16 protein-coding genes and 1 pseudogene are annotated in these 18,487 nt (G+C 72.1%); all 17 read left to right on the top strand.

Annotated features, from left to right (window positions below; all coding sequences use genetic code 11):
• On the top strand, positions 1-2,773 hold a 2,773-nt coding region (locus E6J59_05675), incomplete at its 5' end, for an LPS-assembly protein LptD (GenBank protein ID TMB21541.1).
• Positions 2,774-2,855: 82 nt separating this feature from the next.
• A complete protein-coding gene (rfbB, locus tag E6J59_05670) occupies positions 2,856-3,827 on the top strand; it encodes a dTDP-glucose 4,6-dehydratase (GenBank protein ID TMB21540.1) in 972 nt (323 codons plus the stop codon).
• Positions 3,824-4,201, top strand: coding sequence for a cupin domain-containing protein (locus E6J59_05665; protein TMB21539.1), 378 nt, complete (start codon positions 3,824-3,826; stop codon positions 4,199-4,201). Before rfbB ends, E6J59_05665 begins: the two co-directional genes overlap by 4 nt.
• Positions 4,198-4,731 (top strand): annotated as a pseudogene (locus E6J59_05660) (GDP-mannose 4,6-dehydratase). The gene E6J59_05665 and the pseudogene E6J59_05660 overlap by 4 nt, the downstream one beginning before the upstream one ends.
• A 396-nt stretch (positions 4,732-5,127) precedes the next feature.
• Positions 5,128-6,183 (top strand): NAD-dependent epimerase/dehydratase family protein, encoded by a 1,056-nt coding sequence (locus E6J59_05655; protein ID TMB21543.1) that lies wholly within the window; start codon positions 5,128-5,130, stop codon positions 6,181-6,183.
• Between the two features lie 7 nt (positions 6,184-6,190).
• On the top strand, positions 6,191-7,147 hold the full coding sequence (locus tag E6J59_05650) for an NAD-dependent epimerase/dehydratase family protein (GenBank protein ID TMB21538.1): 957 nt from the start codon (positions 6,191-6,193) through the stop codon (positions 7,145-7,147).
• A 65-nt stretch (positions 7,148-7,212) separates the two neighbouring features.
• The gene (gene gspE / locus E6J59_05645; protein TMB21537.1) at positions 7,213-8,901 is read left to right on the top strand and encodes a type II secretion system protein GspE; all 1,689 of its coding nucleotides are present in this window, start codon (positions 7,213-7,215) and stop codon (positions 8,899-8,901) included.
• A 268-nt stretch (positions 8,902-9,169) separates the two neighbouring features.
• On the top strand, positions 9,170-10,399 hold the full coding sequence (locus E6J59_05640; protein ID TMB21536.1) for a type II secretion system F family protein: 1,230 nt from the start codon (positions 9,170-9,172) through the stop codon (positions 10,397-10,399).
• A gap of 11 nt (positions 10,400-10,410) precedes the next feature.
• Complete coding sequence (gene gspG / locus E6J59_05635; protein TMB21535.1) at positions 10,411-10,845, top strand: type II secretion system protein GspG; 435 nt, start codon at positions 10,411-10,413, stop codon at positions 10,843-10,845.
• A complete protein-coding gene (gene gspH, locus E6J59_05630) occupies positions 10,707-11,315 on the top strand; it encodes a type II secretion system protein GspH (GenBank protein ID TMB21534.1) in 609 nt (202 codons plus the stop codon). Before gspG ends, gspH begins: the two co-directional genes overlap by 139 nt.
• Positions 11,312-11,725 carry a type II secretion system protein gene (locus tag E6J59_05625; GenBank protein TMB21533.1) on the top strand — a complete coding sequence of 138 codons (414 nt, stop codon included), beginning with the start codon at positions 11,312-11,314 and terminating at the stop codon, positions 11,723-11,725. The genes gspH and E6J59_05625 overlap by 4 nt, the downstream gene beginning before the upstream one ends.
• Complete coding sequence (locus E6J59_05620; protein ID TMB21532.1) at positions 11,718-12,467, top strand: prepilin-type N-terminal cleavage/methylation domain-containing protein; 750 nt, start codon at positions 11,718-11,720, stop codon at positions 12,465-12,467. Before E6J59_05625 ends, E6J59_05620 begins: the two co-directional genes overlap by 8 nt.
• Entirely contained in the window at positions 12,451-13,554 is a 1,104-nt protein-coding gene (locus E6J59_05615) for a hypothetical protein (GenBank protein ID TMB21531.1), read from the top strand. The genes E6J59_05620 and E6J59_05615 overlap by 17 nt, the downstream gene beginning before the upstream one ends.
• Positions 13,551-14,957 carry a hypothetical protein gene (locus tag E6J59_05610; GenBank protein TMB21530.1) on the top strand — a complete coding sequence of 469 codons (1,407 nt, stop codon included), beginning with the start codon at positions 13,551-13,553 and terminating at the stop codon, positions 14,955-14,957. The genes E6J59_05615 and E6J59_05610 overlap by 4 nt, the downstream gene beginning before the upstream one ends.
• Positions 14,954-15,844, top strand: coding sequence for a hypothetical protein (locus E6J59_05605; GenBank protein TMB21542.1), 891 nt, complete (start codon positions 14,954-14,956; stop codon positions 15,842-15,844). Before E6J59_05610 ends, E6J59_05605 begins: the two co-directional genes overlap by 4 nt.
• Complete coding sequence (locus tag E6J59_05600) at positions 15,844-16,671, top strand: hypothetical protein (protein ID TMB21529.1); 828 nt, start codon at positions 15,844-15,846, stop codon at positions 16,669-16,671. The genes E6J59_05605 and E6J59_05600 overlap by 1 nt, the downstream gene beginning before the upstream one ends.
• 36 nt (positions 16,672-16,707) lie before the next feature.
• A partial coding sequence (locus E6J59_05595; protein ID TMB21528.1) for a hypothetical protein occupies positions 16,708-18,487 on the top strand: 1,780 nt, incomplete at its 3' end.

Here is an 18,487-nt window from a genome sequence, read left to right as displayed (position 1 = left end):
CTCCGGCTTCACGGTCCCCCGCCCGGCGGTCATCGAGGTCGCCGATCCGGTGGTGAGCACCGTCCGCCTCTTCCCCGAGGCCGCCGGCACGACCGTCACGGTGTTCGTGCGCCAGCCCGTCACCTACAGCGTGTCCCGCCCCTCGGCGCTCGGCGAGATCCGCATCGAGGTGCACACCAAGACCCGCCCGCTCACCGTCGTGGGCGTCACCCCGCGCGGCCGCCCGCGCATCGCGAAGCCGAAGCCCACGGGCGAGACCGAGGTCGCGGTCGACGCCGAGTCGCTCGCCTACGACCAGGCGAGCAACACGCTCACGGCGCGCGGCGGCGTGACGCTCACGCGCGGCGACACCACGCTCACCGCCGACGAGGTGGTCTTCGACCGCACCAACCAGCTCGCCGAGGCACGCGGCCACGTCGTGCTGAGCGATCCGCAGGCGACGGTGCAGGGCGACTTTGCGCACTTGAACCTCGACGACGAGTCGGGCTGGGTGGAGAACGCCGACGCGGACATGCACCCGGGCGAGTACTTCCTGCGCGCCGGCCGCCTCGACAAGAAGGGCGGCCCCCAGTACAGCGTCGCGCACGGCGTCTTCACCACCTGCCAGTGCGGCGGGCTCGAGCTGCCGTCCTGGAGCATCGCCGGCCGGCAGACGGACATCACGCTGCAGGGCAAGGGCATCGTGCGCCACATGACCTTCCGCGTGAAGGACGTCCCGGTCTTCTACTTCCCCTACTTCGTCTTCCCGGCCAACACGCAGCGCGAGAGCGGCTTCCTCATGCCGCGCCTCGGCTACTCGAACCGGCGCGGCTTCCAGTACGAGCAGCCCTTCTTCTGGGCGATCAGCAAGAGCACCGACGCCACCATCGCGACCGACCTGGAGAGCGCGGCGCGCATCGGCATCATCGGCGAGTACCGCTACACGCTCTCGCGCGAGGCGCGCGGCGCCTTCACCGCCGCCTACTACAACGAGAACATCCGCGGCAACACGAAGGGCACGCTCGAGCCCGACGGCACCCCGGCCGACATCCCCGAGAGCCGCTTCGCGCTCGCCGGGCACCACTTCTCGCCCTTCGTCGGCGGGAGCAAGTTCTACCTGGACATGTTCGCGGTGAGCGACGATCTCTTCCTGCGCGAGATCAACACCTTCGCGTTCTCGAACCGGAGCGACCTCGCCTTGCGCAGCACGCGCTTCACCACCTCGCGCACCGGCGTCGTGAAGGCGTGGGGCGAGGGCTACGCGGCGGTCGAGACCGCCTACTACCAGGACCTGATCGACCCGCAGGAGGTGGCCCTGGAGAAGCTCCCCCGGATCGAGGCGGAGCACACCCTCCCGCTCCTCGGCGACCGCCTGGTCGCGCACCTGGCCGGCCAGGCGATCGACTACCAGCGCGAGCAGGGCTACGCCGGCCTGCGCGCCGATCTGGCGCCCGAGCTGCTGCTGCCCTTCCACCTGGGGCGCGCGCTGCACGGCTCGCTCTCCGGTCAGGTGCGCGAGACGGCGTACCACCTGACCGACACCGAGCAGGTGGCGCTCGTGGTGCCGGAGGTGGGAACCCGCCGTTTCCGGGCCGCGCCCGAGCTGCCGCGCCTCGACACCGACCACACGCGCGAGCTCGGGCAGATCCACGGCCAGCTCGGCACCGAGCTCGCGCGCGTGTTCACCTTCCGGCACCTCGGCCTGGAGAAGCTCCGGCACACGATCGAGCCCGAGATGCAGTACCTCTTCGTGCCCCAGGTGGGACGGCCGATCTTCGACGTGAAGCTGCCAAAATGCACGGGGGCGTCCGGCGAGAAGCCCGGCAACAACTGCGACGCGACGCTCTTCAGCGAGGGCTTCCTCTTCGACGATCGCGACGCGATCAACCGGCGGAACTTCCTCTCCTACGGGCTCACCACGCGGCTGCTCGGCCGGGGTCCGACGGCGGCCGAGAGCACCGGCGCGGCAGTGCCCGCGCCGGCCCCGGTCGATCCCGAGACGCTGCCGCAGGGCCTCTCCGCCGCCGCGTTGCCGGACTTCGTGGGCCCGCCGGCGCCGCCCGCGGCGGCCGGCGGGGCGCCCCCTGCCCCGACCGCGCCCCGCGAGCTGGTGCGCGCCTCGATCCTGCACGGCTACGACCTCTCGCGTCCCCTGGTCGGCCCCAGCCACGCGAGCGACATCGACGTCGGCGTTCGCCTGACGCCGCTCGACTACCTCGGGCTCACCTACAACACGACGGTCGGGGTCGAGCAGCGCGAGATCCGCGGCCTCTCGACCGGCCTGTTCGTGCGCGAGCCCTGGTGGACGCCCCCCAGCATCGTGCGCAACTTCCAGAGCCCGACCACCCTCGGCATCTCGTACCGCTTCATCCAGAGCGACGTGAACCGGAGCGCGCCGTCCCCTGCACTCGAGTCGCCGCTCCTGAACAGCGCCGGCGTGAACGAGCTCGACGGCTCGTTCTACCTGCGGCTCGGGGACTACCTGGGCTTCACCTTCCTCTCGCGCTACGAGCTGAGCACGTCGACCGTGGGGACGGCGACGGTCGGCCCCCACTTCCTCGAGCGCGACTACCTCCTGCGCCTCATCTCGCGCTGCAATTGCTGGGTGATCCAGGCCGGGGTCTCCGACAAGACGAACCCGGACGAGCGTCTCTTCCGCGTGCAGTTCACGCTGTTCGGGTTGGGCTCCTTCGGGCGAACCCCCGTCCCGGCCGGCTTCGTGGGGTTCGCGCCGCTCGCGCAGATGCAACGGCAGGGCGTTGGCCCGGCGGCGCTCGGCGGGCTCTACCAGTGATGGAGAAGGCTGCGCACCCGAAGAGCGGCTATGCGGTGACCGGCATTTACCTGTACGATGCGGGCGGGTTCGACTAGGTGGCATGCGTCTCCTGGTAACCGGCGCGGCGGGCTTCATCGGCACGAACTTCGTGCGCCATGCGCTCGCGCGCGCGGACGCGGTCGAGCGCGTGGTCGCCCTCGACCTCCTCACCTACGCGGGCAACCGCGCCAACCTGGCCGGGCTCGAGGCCGATGCGCGCTTCCGTTTCGTGCGCCTCGACGTGGCCGCGCGCTCGCCGGTCGCAGCGCTGGTCGCGGAGGAGCGGATCGACGTGGTGGTGCACTGCGCCGCCGAGACGCACGTCGACCGGAGCATCCGGGACGCGGCGCCCTTTCTCCGCACCAACGTCGAGGGCACACTCTCGCTCCTCGAGGCGGTGCGCGGGCGGGAGGGCTTCGCCTGCTTCCTCCACGTCTCGACCGACGAGGTCTACGGCACGATCGTCGAGGGCCGCGCGCGCGAGGACTCGCCGCTCCGCCCCTCGAGCCCGTATGCGGCCAGCAAGGCGGCGGCCGACGCCTTCGTGCAGGCCTATGCCGCGACGCACGGCGTGCCGGGGGTCATCACGCGCTGCTCGAACAACTACGGCCCGTATCAGTTCCCGGAGAAGCTGATCCCGCTCTTCGTGACCAACGCGCTCGACGGCCTGCCGCTCCCGCTCTACGGCGACGGCCTCCACGTGCGCGACTGGATCCACGTCGAGGACCACGTGGCCGCGCTGTGGCACGTCCTCGGCCTCCCGGAGCGCGGCGGGGTGGTCTACAACGTTGGCGCGGAGAACGAGATGCCGAACCGCGCCGTGGCCGAGCGCATCCTGGCCCTGGTTGGCCGTCCGGCGAGCCTCGTCCGCCCGGTGACGGACCGCCTGGGGCACGACCGGCGCTACGCGCTCGACGCGACGCGTCTGCGGGCGACCGGCTGGCGCCCGCGGCGCACCTTCCACGACGGCCTCGCCGCCACCGTGGCCTGGTACCGCGAGCGGCGCGCGTGGTGGGAGCCCCTCAAGCGATGAGCGGCACGCGACCCGCGGGCCCGATCCGGCCCGAGCACGTCCCCAAGCCCTGGGGGCACGAGACTATCTGGGCGCGCACCGACCGCTACGTCGGCAAGATCCTCCACGTGCGCGCCGGCGAGTCGTTGAGCCTCCAGTACCACCGCCGGAAGGAGGAGACGATGCGCGTCCTGTCCGGCGCCGTGACCCTCGAGGTCGGCCCCGAGCGGGGCGAGCCCTGCCGCGTCCGGCTCGGACCGGGCGAAGGCTTCCACCTGCCGCCCGGAACGCGCCATCGCGTGACCGCGCTCGAAGACGCCGACATCCTCGAGGTCTCGACCCCCGAGCTGGACGACGTGGTGCGGCTCGAGGACCGCTACGGGAGGGTGACGTGAAGACGGCGCTCATCACCGGCATCACGGGCCAGGACGGGTCGTACCTGGCCGAGCTGCTACTCGAGAAGGGCTACCGCATCGTCGGCATGGTGCGCCGCGCGAGCACGGAGAACTTCGAGCGGGTGGCACACCTGCGCGACCGCATCGAGCTGAGACAGGCGGACCTGCTCGACCAGCTCTCGCTCATCGACCTCCTGCGCGCGGTCGAGCCGGACGAGATCTACAACCTCGCCGCGCAGTCCTTCGTCCCTACCTCCTGGCAGCAGCCCGTGCTGACGGCGGAGTTCGACGCCGTGGGCGTCACCCGGCTCCTCGAGGCCATCCGCCTGGTCGCCCCCGAGGCGCGCTTCTACCAGGCCAGCTCGAGCGAGATGTTCGGCCGGGTGCGCGAGACGCCGCAGCGCGAGACGACCCCCTTCTACCCGCGCAGCCCGTACGGCGTGGCCAAGGTGTACGGCCACTTCATCACCGTCAACTATCGCGAGAGCTACGGGCTCTACGCGTGCTCGGGGATACTGTTCAACCATGAATGCATCGTCGCCTCGACACCCCTCATGGTTCGCGACGCGGGTGGGATCTCGGTGCGCACGCCACCGGACCTCGTGGCGGTGAGGGAGAAGGGCGCGAGCGTCCAGTTCTTCACGCCCGAGGGGCTCGAGGTGTGGGACGGCGCCAGGTGGACGAGGGTACAGGCAATCACGGCGAGCCGCCATCGGCCGAGGGATCCCGAGCATCGCCTGCTGTCGGTGGAGGCGCGCGGCGGTGTCGTGACGGTGACCGCCCACCACACCATGCTGCATGGCGACCGACGCGAGGCGCGGGCAGAGTCCCTGGCGCCGGGCGACGACCTGGCGCTGGCGGCATCGGTACCTCCGCGACCGTCGTGGACGTGCGTGTCGCCCGAGATGGCCGAGTTCCTCGGCTTCATGGCTGCCGACGGGTACATCGGGAAGGAGAGCGCCCACGTCCAGTTCACGAACAATGGCCATGGCTTCCGCGCCCGGGTCACCGAGCTGTGGTCGCGCCTCTTCCTCGGGACCGCGCGGGAGTGGGAGGCGCCGTCCGGCTTCGATCGTGAGCGCAGGGTCAAGCAGCTCGCGCTCACGGGCGCTCCGCAGGTGGCCGGGTGGCTGAGAAGCCAGCTCTACACTGCCACCGGGCACAAGCAGGTGCCGCCGCTCGTCCTCAACGCCGACGACTGGGCGCAGCAGGCGTTCCTTGCCGCCTACTACGCCGGAGACGGCCTCAAGGCGGGCAACGGGGACAGCGTCAAGACAAACAGCCCGGTCCTGGCGCAGGGACTCTGCTGGCTCTATACGCTGAGGGGACAGCAATCGTCGGTCTACGTCGAGTGGCGCGACGACCCCCCATACTATCAGCTGAGCCTTTCCTCATCACGCCCTCAGGGCCTCAAGGGCCAGCATCTGCGGAAGAACCCAGCCGAGGTCCGTCGAGTCGTTCCGCGGCGCGCTTCCGAAGGTGAGTGGGTGTTCGACCTCGAGACCGAGAGTGGTACGTTCTGTGCCGGAGTGGGCCGGCTCGTCGTGCACAACTCTCCCCGCCGCGGCCGCGAGTTCGTGACGCGCAAGGTGAGCGACGGCGCCGTGCGGGTGAAGCTCGGCCTCGCGCCCGAGCTGCGCCTCGGGAACCTGGAGGCGCGCCGCGACTGGGGCTTCGCCGGCGACCACGTCGAGGCCATGTGGCGCATGCTGCAGCAGCCCACGGCGGACGACTACGTGGTCGCGACCGGCGAGTCGCACAGCGTGCGCGAGCTGGTGGAGGTCGCCTTCGGCTGCGTCGGGCTCGACTGGCGCCAGCACGTGCGCGAGGACCCGGCGCTGCTCCGGCCGGCGGAGGTCGAGCACCTGGTGGGCGACGCCTCGAAGGCGCGCCGCGTGCTCGGCTGGGCGCCGCGCGTCTCCTTCCGCGAGCTGGTCGAGATGATGGTGCGCGCGGACCTCGACCGCCTGCAGCGCACCTGAGCGGGCGATGCGCGTCCTCGTGACCGGCATCACGGGCTTCGCCGGCCCGGTGGTCGCGGCGGCGCTCCTCGAGGCGGGGCACGAGGTGCACGGGCTCGTGCGCGGCGCGGGTCCGTGGCCGCGCCTCGGGGCGCTGCCCCTCGCGCCCGACGCGTTCCACCGGGGCGATCTCGCCGACGGCCGCTTCCCGGACCTCGTGCGCGCGCTCGCGCCCGGAGCGCTCGTCCACCTGGCCGGGCTCTCCTTCGCCCCCGCTGCCGAGCGCGACCCCGCGAGCGCCTACCGCACGAACCTCGGAGGCACGCTCGCGGTGCTCGCCGCCGCCCGCGCCCACGCGCCGCGCGCGCGCCTGCTGGTCGTCACCTCGAGCGACGTCTACGGCGAGGTGCGCGCGGAGGACCTGCCGATCGTCGAGGAGACGCCGCTCCGGCCGGTGAGCGTCTACGGCGCCAGCAAGGCCGCGGCGGACATCGCGGCGGCACAGTGGGCACGCGCCTACGGCCTCGACGTGGTCCGCGCCCGCCCCTTCAACCACGCCGGCCCGGGGCAGGACGCGGCCTTCGTGTGCAGCGCCCTCGCCCGGCAGCTCGCCCTCATCGAGGCGGGACGGCAGGAGCCGGTCCTCCGCGTCGGCAACGTCGATCCGGTGCGCGACTTCTCCGACGTGCGCGACATCGCCGCGGGCTACGTGGCGCTCCTCGAACGCGGGCGGGCGGGGGCGGCCTACAACGTGTGCTCGGGCGAGGGGACCAGCATCGCCGAGGTGATCGCGGTCCTGCGCGGGCACGCCCGCGTGCCGGTGCGAGTCCAGTCGGACCCGGCGCTCAGGCGGGCGGTGGACGTGCCGCGGGTGGTGGGGAGCCACGCCCGAATCGCGGCGGACACGGGGTGGAGGCCGCGGATCGCGCTCGCCGACACGCTCGCGACGGTGCTGGACGACTGGCGCCGTCGCCTCGCATCCTGACGGGCCTTGCGCCGCCCGGAGCTCGGCTTGCCGCTCAGCAGGTGCACGAGTATCCTTTCAACTTGATGGAGCTCCAGCACCGTACGCTCGAGCAGCTCCTGCTCGAGCAGGGGCGCCTCAGCCAGGACGACCTGCGCAAGGTGAAGCGTCTCCAGCAGGAGCGGGGCGAGCGGCTGGAGCGCCTCCTCCTCGACCTCGGCTTCATCTCAGAGGAAGACCTGCTCCCGCTCCTCGCGACCTACCTGGGCGTCGAGCCGGTCCACCGGCGCGACTTCCCGACCGCGCCGGTGCCGCTCAACGGTCTGAACCTGAAGTTCCTGAAACACGCCAAGGCGCTGCCGCTCGCCCAGACCAACGGCACGCTCACCGTGGCGATGTCCGACCCCGCCGACTACTACACCATCCAGGGCCTCCAGCTGGCGACCGGGCTCCAGGTCGAGCCCCGCCTGGCGCGCGAGCGCGACGTGCTGGAAGCGCTCGAGACGATCTACGGCGGCGGCACGGCCGCGGACGGGAGGGCCGAGGAGCCGGCCGACGCGGAGATCGAGTACTTCGGCGACGACGAGGAGGACGTCGACCACCTCCGCGATCTCGCCTCCGAAGCGCCGGTCATCCGCTTCGTGAACCTGCTCATCAGCCGCGCCGTGGAGCAGCGCGCCTCGGACATCCACATCGAACCGTTCGAGAACGAGCTCAAGGTGCGCTACCGCATCGACGGCGTTCTGCACGACGTGGAGGCGCCGGCGCGCCGGCTCCAAGCCGCGATCGTGTCGCGCATCAAGATCATGGCGAAGCTCAACATCGCCGAGCGCCGCCTGCCGCAGGACGGGCGCATCAAGCTCCGGCTCATGGGCCGCGAGATCGATCTCCGCGTGTCGACCCTGCCCACGCTCTACGGCGAGAGCGTCGTGCTCCGCATCCTCGATCGCTCGAGCATCGTGGTCAACCTCGAGTCGCTCGGCTTCCCGGAGGACACCCTCACCCAGTTCAACCGCCTGATCACGAAGCCCTACGGCATGATCCTGGTGACGGGCCCCACCGGCAGCGGCAAGACGACCACGCTCTACGGGGCGCTCGACAAGATCAACTCGCCCGACAAGAAGATCATCACCATCGAGGATCCGGTGGAGTACCAGCTCTTCGGGGTGAACCAGATCCACGTGAAGCCGCAGATCGGCCTCACGTTCGCGAACGGGCTGCGCTCGATCGTCCGCCAGGACCCCGACGTCATCATGGTGGGCGAGATCCGCGATGCCGAGACGGCCGAGATCGCGATCCAGGCGGCGCTCACCGGCCACCTCGTCTTCTCGACCCTGCACACCAACGACGCGGCCGGCGCCGTGTCGCGCCTCCTCGAGATGGGCGTGGAGGACTACCTGCTCGCCTCGTCGCTGCTCGGGGTGCTCGCGCAGCGCCTGGTGCGCCGGATGTGCACGAAGTGCCGCCGGCCGGCGGAGATGGCCGCCGAAGTGCTGCGCGACATCGGCGGCGACGGCGGCACGCAGGTGTTCGAGGGCGAGGGCTGCGAGGACTGCGCGCAGACCGGCTACCGCGGCCGCCTGGGCATCTTCGAGCTGCTGCCCGTGAACGAAGTCATCCGCCCGCTCATCCTGGAGCGCTCCTCGGCGGGCATCATCAAGGACGCCGCGGTGCAGCGAGGGATGAGGACCCTGCGAGAGGACGGCTGGCACAAGGTCCGAACCGGCGTCACCACGGTGGCCGAGGTGGTGCGCGTCACGCAGGAGGAGGTCTAGGCTCGGCCTCCTCGACCGACGGGCTCGACATCATCGACCTGGCCCCCACGATCCTCGCGCTGCTCGGTGTCGAGCCACCCGCGAGCATGGACGGCCGGGTGCGCCTCCCGGCATGAAGCGCCGCTCGGCAGGCGAGTCTAAGTGGGCGTCGAGGCGGGCGTTGCGAAGTTGAAAGGTGCCGACCCTCAGTATATGAATGTAGCGTTTTTCCCGCACTTTAGCCTCCGTGTGGCGGAGCGGCGAGGGATGGGCGGCGGGAGGAGCCCTGGTGGCGCAGTTCCAGTATCGCGCGGTTGACCCGCAGGGGAAGGTCATCGAGGGGATGATCGAGGCCGCCGAGGTGCCGGCGGTCGTCGCCCGCCTGCACGATCGCGGCCTCATCCCGCTCTCGATCGCCTCGGGGGACGGCGCCCGCCCGCGCGCGGCCGGCGTCCAGCTGCCGGCCCTGCCCGCGCTCGGGCGCCGCCGCGTCAAGGGCCGCGACCTCCTCATCATGACCCAGGAGCTGTCGGCCCTCGTGGGCTCCGGCCTGCCCCTCGACCGGAGCCTCGCCACGCTCGCCGACCTGGCCGACAACCCGGAGTTGAAGCGCATCCTGACCGAGGTGCTGCATGCCGTGCAGGGTGGCAAGTCGCTCGCCGAGGCGCTCGGCCAGCACCGCGCCTTCCCGCCCCTCTACGTGAACATGATCCGCGCGGGCGAGATCGGCGGCTTCCTCGAGCTCGTGCTGGAGCGGCTGGTCGAGTACCTCGAGCGCGGGCAGCAGCTGCGGGACGAGGTACGCTCGGCGCTCACCTACCCGGTGCTCCTCGTCTGTGCGATGGGCGTCTCGATCCTCGTGCTGCTCGTCTACGTGCTGCCCAAGTTCACGGTCCTGTTCAGCGAGATGGGACGCGCCCTTCCGCTGCAGGCGCGGGTGCTGCTCGCGGTGTCGGCAGCGGTGCGCGGCTACTGGTGGGCCGGGATCGGCGCCGTCGGGCTCGTCGCGGGCGGCCTGCGCTACTCGATCCGCTCCCCGCGCGGGCGCTACGAGTGGGACCAGTGGAAGCTCCGCTTCGCGCTGGTGGGACCGCTGCTCCGCAAGATGGAGGTCGCGAGCCTCGCGCGTACGCTCGGCACGCTGCTGAAGAGCGGCGTCCCCATGCTGCAGGCGCTCGGCATCGTGAAGGAGGTCGCCGGCAACCAGGTGATCGCGCGCTCGCTCGGCGAGGTCGAGGTCGGCGTGCGCGAGGGCGCGGGGGTCGCCGAGCCGCTCGCGCGCTCCGGCGTCTTCCCACCCCTCGCCGTGCAGATGATCGCGGTCGGCGAGGAGACCGGCAAGCTCGACGAGCTCCTGATCCGCGTCGCCGACCACTTCGACCGCGAGGTACGGGTCAAGATCCAACAGTTCACGCGCCTGCTCGAGCCGGTGCTCATCCTGGTGATGGGCCTCGGGGTCGGGTCGATCGTGATCTCCATGCTGTCGGCGATCTTCAGCGTGAACGATCTGCCAATGTGAGGAGTGCACCCATGCGAAGACGGAGACGGGAGTCGGGCTTCACGCTCATCGAGATGATGGTCGTGATGGTGATCATCGGGCTCCTGGTGGCGCTGGTCGGGCCCAACTTCATCCGCCAGGGGGAGAAGGCGAAGGTGAAGGCGGCGCGCGCCCAGGTCGAGATGCTCGGCACGGCGCTCGACACCTTCCGGCTCGACGTGGGCCGCTACCCGACGTCGCAGGAGGGGCTCGCGGCGCTGCGCCAGCGGCCCTTCGGCGTCGATCGCTGGGACGGCCCGTATCTCAAGAAGGACACCCCGCGGGATCCGTGGGATCGCCCGTACTACTACCGCGCCCCCGGCGAGGGCGGGCACCCCTACGACCTCCTCTCCTACGGGGCGGACGGCGCTCCCGGCGGCGACGGCGACAACCGCGACATCACCAGCTGGGAAGGCGACACCGGGTGAGCCCCCCGAAGACCGCTCGCGAGTCGGGCTTCACGCTCCTCGAGGCGGTGGTGGTGCTCATCATCATCGCCCTCGGGAGCGCGCTCGTCGTCCCCATGGTCGAGGGCGGCCTCGAGGCGCGCGAGGTGCGCCGGGCGGCGCGCCAGATCGCGTCGACGATGCACTACTGCCGGGGCGAGGCGGTGGCGCTCGGCCAGCCGCAGGAGCTGGTCATCGACGCGCTCGCGAACAGCATCCACACCACGGCCTGGGGCCGCTGGGCGGTGCTCACCGACCGCGCCGTCATCGAGGACGTGCGCGGCGGGCAGGCCTTCGGCGACGGGGTGGTGCAGGTCCTCTTCTTCCCGAACGGGAGCACGAGCGGCGCCGAGGTGATCCTCGCGGGCCGGCATGATCGCACAGAGCACCGCCTGCGGGTCGCCCTCGATCCGCTCCTCGGCACGGTGCAGGTGGGGGACGCAACCGGGTGAGGCGGTCCCCCGCCAGCGTTGGCTTCACGCTCATCGAGATCGCGGTCGCGCTCGCGATCCTCGGGGTGGGGATCGTCACCTGCCTCCAGATCTTCGGCGGGAGCCTGCGCATGCAGGCTCGGGCGAGCCGGGAGACGCGCGCCGTGCTGGCGGCGCGCGCTGCCATGGACGCGCTGCTCGCCGCCCCGGAGATCCAGGACCACAGCGAGAACCGCGACAGCGCCGAGGGCTTCCGCACCCACATCCTGATCCGCCATGCCGGGCGGGACGAGGGCCTGAGCGACAAGCAGCTCGACTTTCAGTCGGAGCGCTCGCTCCGCTACCTGGAGGTCGACGTCACCTGGCAGGACGGCACGGGCGCCAAGACCTACACGTTGAAGAGCCTCCGGATGGCCCCGGAGAATGAGTAGGCCGGCGCACACGGGCGGCCGGGGGGGCGCCCCCGCCGCGACCGGCTTCACCCTCCTCGAGGTCGTCATCGCGCTCACGGCACTCGCGCTCGTGACCGTGATCTGCTACGGCGCCTTCTATCTGGGCATCCGGGCGGTGGAGCGGGGGGAGGTCGCGGTGGTTGCGACGCAGCGTCTGCGGGTCGCGACCGACGTCATCATCCGCCAGATCAAGTCAACCGTCCCCTACAAGGCGCGCAACCGCGACGACGAGGAGTACGTCTTCTTCATGGGAACCGCCAGCTCGATGGCGTTCATCACGGCCGCGGGCCTCGAGGGCGGGGGCGGCCTCACGCGCGTGGTCTACCAGGTGATCGACGATCCGCCGCGTCTGGTGATGAGCGAGAGCCCGTTCTTCTCGACCAGGCGGCTCGGCCGGGAGCCGGTCGACCAGCCGGGCCTGCACTCCGCCGTCCTCCTGGACGACTTCAGGAGCCTCAAGTTCGAGTACCTGTTCTACGAGGGCGTCGAGCCCGAGTGGCGCAGCGAGTGGAACGGCCACGACGAGGAGGACATGCTGCCTGTGGCGGTGCGCGTCCTGGTCGACGGCATCCCGGGCCTCGAGGCCGGCACCTGGGGGCAGGAGATTCCCGTCATGGCGGCGCACTACGGCGAGGAGGGGGGCGCCGGCTTCCTCGACGACGACGACGGCGATTCCGACGACGACACGCCGGAGGACGAACCCGATGAACCGGACGAGTGAGCCGGCCCGCCGGCGCGGCGAGCGGGGCGTGGCGCTCCTCCTCGTCCTCTGGATCTTCATGGTCCTCGGCGTGATCGCGCTCGACTTCGCCCGCTACATGCGCGACGACGCGATGGCGTCCATCAACCTGGCCGACGAGACGCAAGGCTACTACCTGGCGCTCGCCGGGATGAACCGGGCCATCTTCGACGCCGAGCGCCGGCGCGAGGCGAACCAGGCCACGCAGCCCGGCGCCGCCGCCGCCGCCGCGGGAATCCCCCAGGGTCCCCACACGCTCGACGAGGACGACGAGGGGCCGCTCGTGCCGATCGACGGGCAGTGGCACGAGGGAGACTTCGCGGGCGGGCGCTGGGCGGTGCGCATGATCGACGAGACCGGCCGCATCTCGCTCAACAAGATCGGCGAGGCGCTCCTCCAGCGCGTCATCACGAACCTCGCTCAGGGCGACCCGACCACCGGCATCGACCGGCACATGCAGGCGACGATCGACACCGTGGTCGACTCGATCCTCGACTGGCGTGACCACGACAGCCTGAAGCGCGCCCACGGCGCCGAGAGCGGGTACTACCTGAAGCGGCGCGTGCCGTACCGGGCGAAGAACGCGTTCTTCGACTCGCCGGAGGAGCTGCTCCTGGTGCGGGGCGTCACGCCGGCCCTCTACTACGGCAGGGACGGCGTGCCGGGGCTGAGGGACATCTTCTCCGTGTACAACCGCGCCACGACGATCTCCGTCGACAGGGCCCCGGCGGCCGTGTTCCAGGCCCTCCTCGGCATCGACGCGGCGGCGGCCGCGGACCTGATCGCGCAGCGCGACGGGGGGGCGCCCATCCGCGACCTGGTGACGGCCCAGCTCGCGGCGATCGACCCCACGCTGACGGCGCTCGTCGATGTCCCGACCGCACCGCACCTGGTGACGATCGACGCGCGGGGCGACCTCCGCACCGAGCGCAACCGGTCGCACGTGGCCGTGGTCGCCGACCTGGCCACGCCGGCGAGCGAGGGGATACGCGTCATCCGCTGGCTCGACCGCGCGCCGTGGGAGGGCAGCCCACCCGGTCTCCCGGCCGCTGCGGGGGGAGAGTCGTGACCCTCGGCGAGTTGAGCCAGCGGCTGCGCCGGGCCGACTTCCTGGACGGCCTCGGTATCTACGTGGGCGCGCACGAGGTGGCGCTCGCGCACGTCGTGAAGCGCTTCTTCACGGTGGCGCTCCGTCACGCGCGCACCTACCCGCTGCCGCCGGCCACGCACCCCGGCGAGCGCCGCCAGGCCATCGCGCAGGCCGTGCTCGCCTTTGCGGGGGAGCAGCGTGTGGACACGCGGCGTGCTTACCTCTGCCTGCCGCGTACCGCGGCTGCGTGCAACCGGGTCCTCCTGCCGGCGGCCGCACGCGAGAACCTGGCGCAGGTACTCGAGTACGAGATCGAGCACCTGGTGCCGCTGCCGCGCGACCAGGTCTACTTCGACTACTCGGTGCGCGGGCTCGGCGAGGACCGGCTCGAGATCCTCCTCATGTGCATCCCGCGGGAGATCGTGCGCGTTCACCTGGAAGCGCTCGAGGACGCCTTCGTCCGGCCGCGGGGGATCGTGCTGACCTCGACGGCGATCGCCGACTACCTGGCCTTCTGCCGCGGCGGGACGGCGGCGCCGATCGGTCTCCTCATCGGGAGCGACGAGGCGGTCGAGCTGGCGCTCCTGAAGGAGGGGCGCCTGGTGGCGAGCCAGCTGGTGCCGGCCTGCCGCGTGGCGACGCCGGCCGACCTCTCCCGCTCGCTCGCGCGCCAGCTCGCCGACGGCTTCCTGGCGCCCGAGGACGTGGAGCTCTACCAGTGGCGGCTCGCCAACGGCGCCGCGCCCCAGCTGCCGTTGGTCGGCGACGGGGACCTCGCCGCGCTCGCCGCCGGACGCCTCGAGGCGCCGCCCGAGTTCTTCGAGGCGTGCGAGCCGGCGCTCCTCCCCGCTCTCGGGGCGGCGCTCGACGCCGTCCGCGAGGGCACCGTGCCGGTGAACCTGCTTCCCGCGGAGGGCCGCCGCGGGGCGGAGGAGGGCTTGTCGCTCGCCACCGTCGTGCTGGTGGCCGTGCTCGGCGTCCTGCTGCTCGTGTGGGGCGGCAGCGCCCTCGTGAAGGACGAGCTCACCCGCCGGCACGTGCGGGACGAGCTCGCCCGCGTCGAGCCTCAGGTGAAGGAGGTGAAGGCGCTGCAGAACGAGATCGAGGATCTGCGGCACCAGATCCAGACCCTCTCCGGCGAGGGGAAGCGAGCGACGGTCCTCCTGGCGGAGCTCTCGGACGTCGTCCCGACCGACGCCTATCTGAGCGCGGTGAACCTGCGCGCCGGGCGGCTCACGCTCGACGGCATGGCGCGCTCCGCCTCGGACCTGATCGCCGCGCTCGAGAAGTCGAAGCACTTCAAGAACGTGAGCTTCACCTCCCCGACGACCCGCAGCGGAGACAAGGATCGCTTCTCGCTGGTCGCGGAGGTGGAGAAATGAGGCTCCGCGCGCTCTGGGCCCAGGCGGTGGGCTGGTACGCGGCGCACTCGACGCGCGACCGGCGCATCGTGACCGGCGTCGGGGCTCTGGCGGCGCTCTCCGTCCTGTACGTGGGTGTGGTGCAGCCGCTCGTCCATTACCGCCAGCGCGGGAAGACCGAGATCGAGGAGGGCGAGGAGCAGCTCGAACGCGCCGAGCACTTCCTCGCGGTCGCGGACGCCAAGCGCGCCGAGCGGGACGAGCTGCGCAAGAAGCTCGGCGAGGCGAAGGAGCGCCTGCTGCCCGGGTCGAGCGCGACGCTCGGCGCGGCGGCCCTCCAGGAGCGCGCGAACGCGCTCGCCGCGGAGAAGGGCATCACGGTGCAGAGCACGCAGGTGATGAAGGAGGAGGCGGCCGAGCCCTTCCACAAGATCGCCATCCGGCTGACGCTCTCGGGCGAGCTCAAGCCCTTCGCCGAGTTCGTCTCCGGCCTCGAGTACGGCCCCCAGCAGCTCTCGATCCCGTTCCTCGAGGTGAGCCGCCGCGGCGCCGCTGCGGCGGCGGTCAAGGGCCCGCGCGTGCTCCAGGCGACGGTCGAGGTGAGCGGCTACCTGCAGGGCGCGCCGCCGACGAAGGCGGAGGCCGAGCCGGGCGAAGGGGAGGGCGAAGCGGCGCCGGGTGCGCCCGAGGGCGAGGCCGCGCCGGGTGCGTCCGAGGGCGAAGCCGCGCCGGGTGCGTCCGAGGGCGAAGCGGCGCCGGGCGCGCCCGAGGGCGAAGCGGCGCCGGGCGCGCCCGGGGAGACCTCGCCCGGCGGCCCGGCCGCATCCTCCGAGCCGCCCGCCGCGGCGCCCGCACCGCCAGCCATGACGCCCGCGCCCGCGGCGGGCGCGGAGGCGAAGAGCAGCTGATGGGGCGCTGGGCCATCGTCAACACGCTGCTCGGGATCATCGTCGCCCTGGTGGGCTACGAGATCGTGCGCACGTGGGCGCGCGGGCTCCCGAAGGCTCCGATAGCGGAGAGCGCGGCCTCCGCCCCGCCGGCGCCGGTGCCGGAGCCGCGCGAGAAGGGCAAGCGCGGCCGCGCCGAGAAGGCGGGCGCGCTCGCGCAGCAGACGCCGGCCGTGCTCGCCGCGGCGATCAGCGACAAGGACCTCTTCGATCCGAGCCGGCGGCCGCCGAGCCCGGAGGACACGACCGCGGCGAGCGTGCCGGTCACCAAGCCGCCCGACAACGTGACAGTGGTCGGTGTGCGCATCTTCGGCAAGGGTGACCGCGAGGCGTTCGTGAACGACGGCACGCAGGGCGGGGCGGTCACGCGGCGCCTGCGTGTCGGGGATCAGCTCGCAGGCTACACCGTGAAGGCGATCGATCGGACCGCCGTGACGCTCACGTCGCCGTCGGGCGACGTCGTGAGCATGCCCCTCACCGTCGTCAAGGGGACGGCCCAGCCCGCCCCGCCCGGTGTGCAGCGCCCGCCGACGCCGGGCAGGCCGCCGCAGATGCCGGGCAGGCCGCCGCAGCCGGCGGGTGCGCAGGTGTCTTCCCCGGCGGCCGGCGTGCAGGGGCCCTCGCCCGCCGCGGGCGTGGGCGGGGTGCCGCCCGTGCCGACGGCGCCGCCGCGGGCGGTGCCGAAGCCCGGGGTGGCGGCGCCCGCGCCCGGGACGCTGCCCGCCGACGTGCGACAGAAGCTCGAGCAGCTCAAGCAGAACGAGAAACGGATGGGCCGCAAGCGCTGACCGCGAACGGAGGAGGGTGTCGTGAAGGGGCCTTGCATGCTGACGATGCTCCTCGTAGCGGCGATCGCCGCCACGCCCGCGCGCGCCCAGAACGCGCCGCCGAGCCCGCCGACGACCGCGCCGCCGCCCGCTGCCGACGACCAGTCCGGCGAGGCCCCGCTCGGCGAGGAAGAGGCCATGGTCCTCAACTTCGAGCGCGCCGACATCCGCGAGGTGATCCACAGCCTCGCCACCGCGCTCGGCATCAGCTACACGATCGACCCGCGCATCGAGGGCCAGGTCACGATCCGGACGGCGGGTAAGATCGCGCGCGAGGATCTCTGGCCGCTCCTGAACCAGATCCTGCGCAACAACGGCATCGCCGCCATCAAGGTGGGCGACGTGTACCAGATCCTGCCCGTCGCGGAGGCGAAGACGCGCGCCATCATCCCGCGCTCGAAGGCCGCCAAGTCGGGTGTTGCGGAGAAGGACGCGTTCGCCATCGAGGTGGTGCCCGTCGCGCACGTCTCGGCCGACGAGATGGTGAACATCCTCCAGCCCTTCGTCACCCCGGGCGGCGACGTGCTCTCCTACCCGCGCGCGAACCTGCTCGTCATCACCGACCTGCAGTCGAACATCGACCGGCTGCGCGAGCTGATCACGACCTTCGACAGCGACGTGTTCCACAACCTGAAGACGCGCGTCTTCAAGGTGAAGAACGGCGATCCCGACGAGCTGGCCAACGAGATCCTGGGCCTGCTCGCCCCCTACGGCGTCACGCCGACCGGCGAGGGCGAGGGCGGCGTCTACATCGTGCCGCTCACGCGGCTCAACTCGCTGGTCGCGGTGGCCTTCGACAAGACCATGTTCGACGAGATCGAGCGCTGGCTCCGCCTGCTCGACATCCCGCCCGAGGAGGGCGCGGGCCGGCAGACGTTCGTCTACAACGTCGAGAACGCGAAGGCCGAGGACCTGGCCGGGGTGCTGAACGAGCTCTTCGGCGGCGGTCCGGGCGCTGGCGGCGCGGGCGGGCTGGGGCGCGCACCGGGGGCGGCGCCGGCCGGGGTCGGGCTCTTCGGTGCGGGCGGCGTGTCGGGCGGCCGGACGGGCATGGGCGGCGGCCGCGGGGGCCTGGGCGGCGGCCGTGGCCTCGGCGGCGGGGGCGTGGGCGGCGGCGGGTCGGTGGGCGGCGCGATCACGCCGCAGCAGGCGGGCGGCGGCCTCGGCGGTGGTGGCGGCCGGGGCGCGGGCGCGAGGCTCGGCGGCGCGGGCGGCGCCCCCGGCGCGCCCGGGGCCCCGGGCGCGCCGGGCGGCGCCGCTGCCGTCCGCGGCATCTCGATCCCCGGCCGCACCGGCGCGGTCGGGGCCCCGGGCGCCCCCGGCCAACCGCAGGGCCCGCTGCCCATCTTCAAGGAGGAGGTGCGCATCGTCGCCGATCCGGTCACCAACTCGCTCGTCGTGCTCGCCACCAAGCGCGACTACCAGCTCATCGCCGACGTGCTCAAGAAGATCGACGTCGTGCCGCGCCAGGTGCTGCTCGAGGTGACGATCGCGGAGATCACGCTCACCAAGGACCTCTCGTTCGGGGTCGAGTGGGCGCTCGCGCAGGGGAAGCTCAACCAGACGCTCGCCGTGGACACCAGCCCCGACACGGTCTTCCGCACCGGGCCGAGGGGCGTCCCGGTGGGGGGGTTCCTCAACCCGAGCACCCAGCGCGTCCCGGGCCCGGGCGCCGGCGCCTTCGCCGTCATCTCGGACCGCGATCACTTCAACCTCTTCATCAACGCGCTTGCGACGCGCACCAACGTGAAGATGCTCTCCGCGCCGCACATCATGG

This window comes from Deltaproteobacteria bacterium (assembly GCA_005879795.1).
Taxonomy (GTDB): Bacteria; Desulfobacterota; Binatia; order DP-6; family DP-6; genus DP-6.
This window is presented reverse-complemented; position numbering and strand designations above follow the sequence as displayed.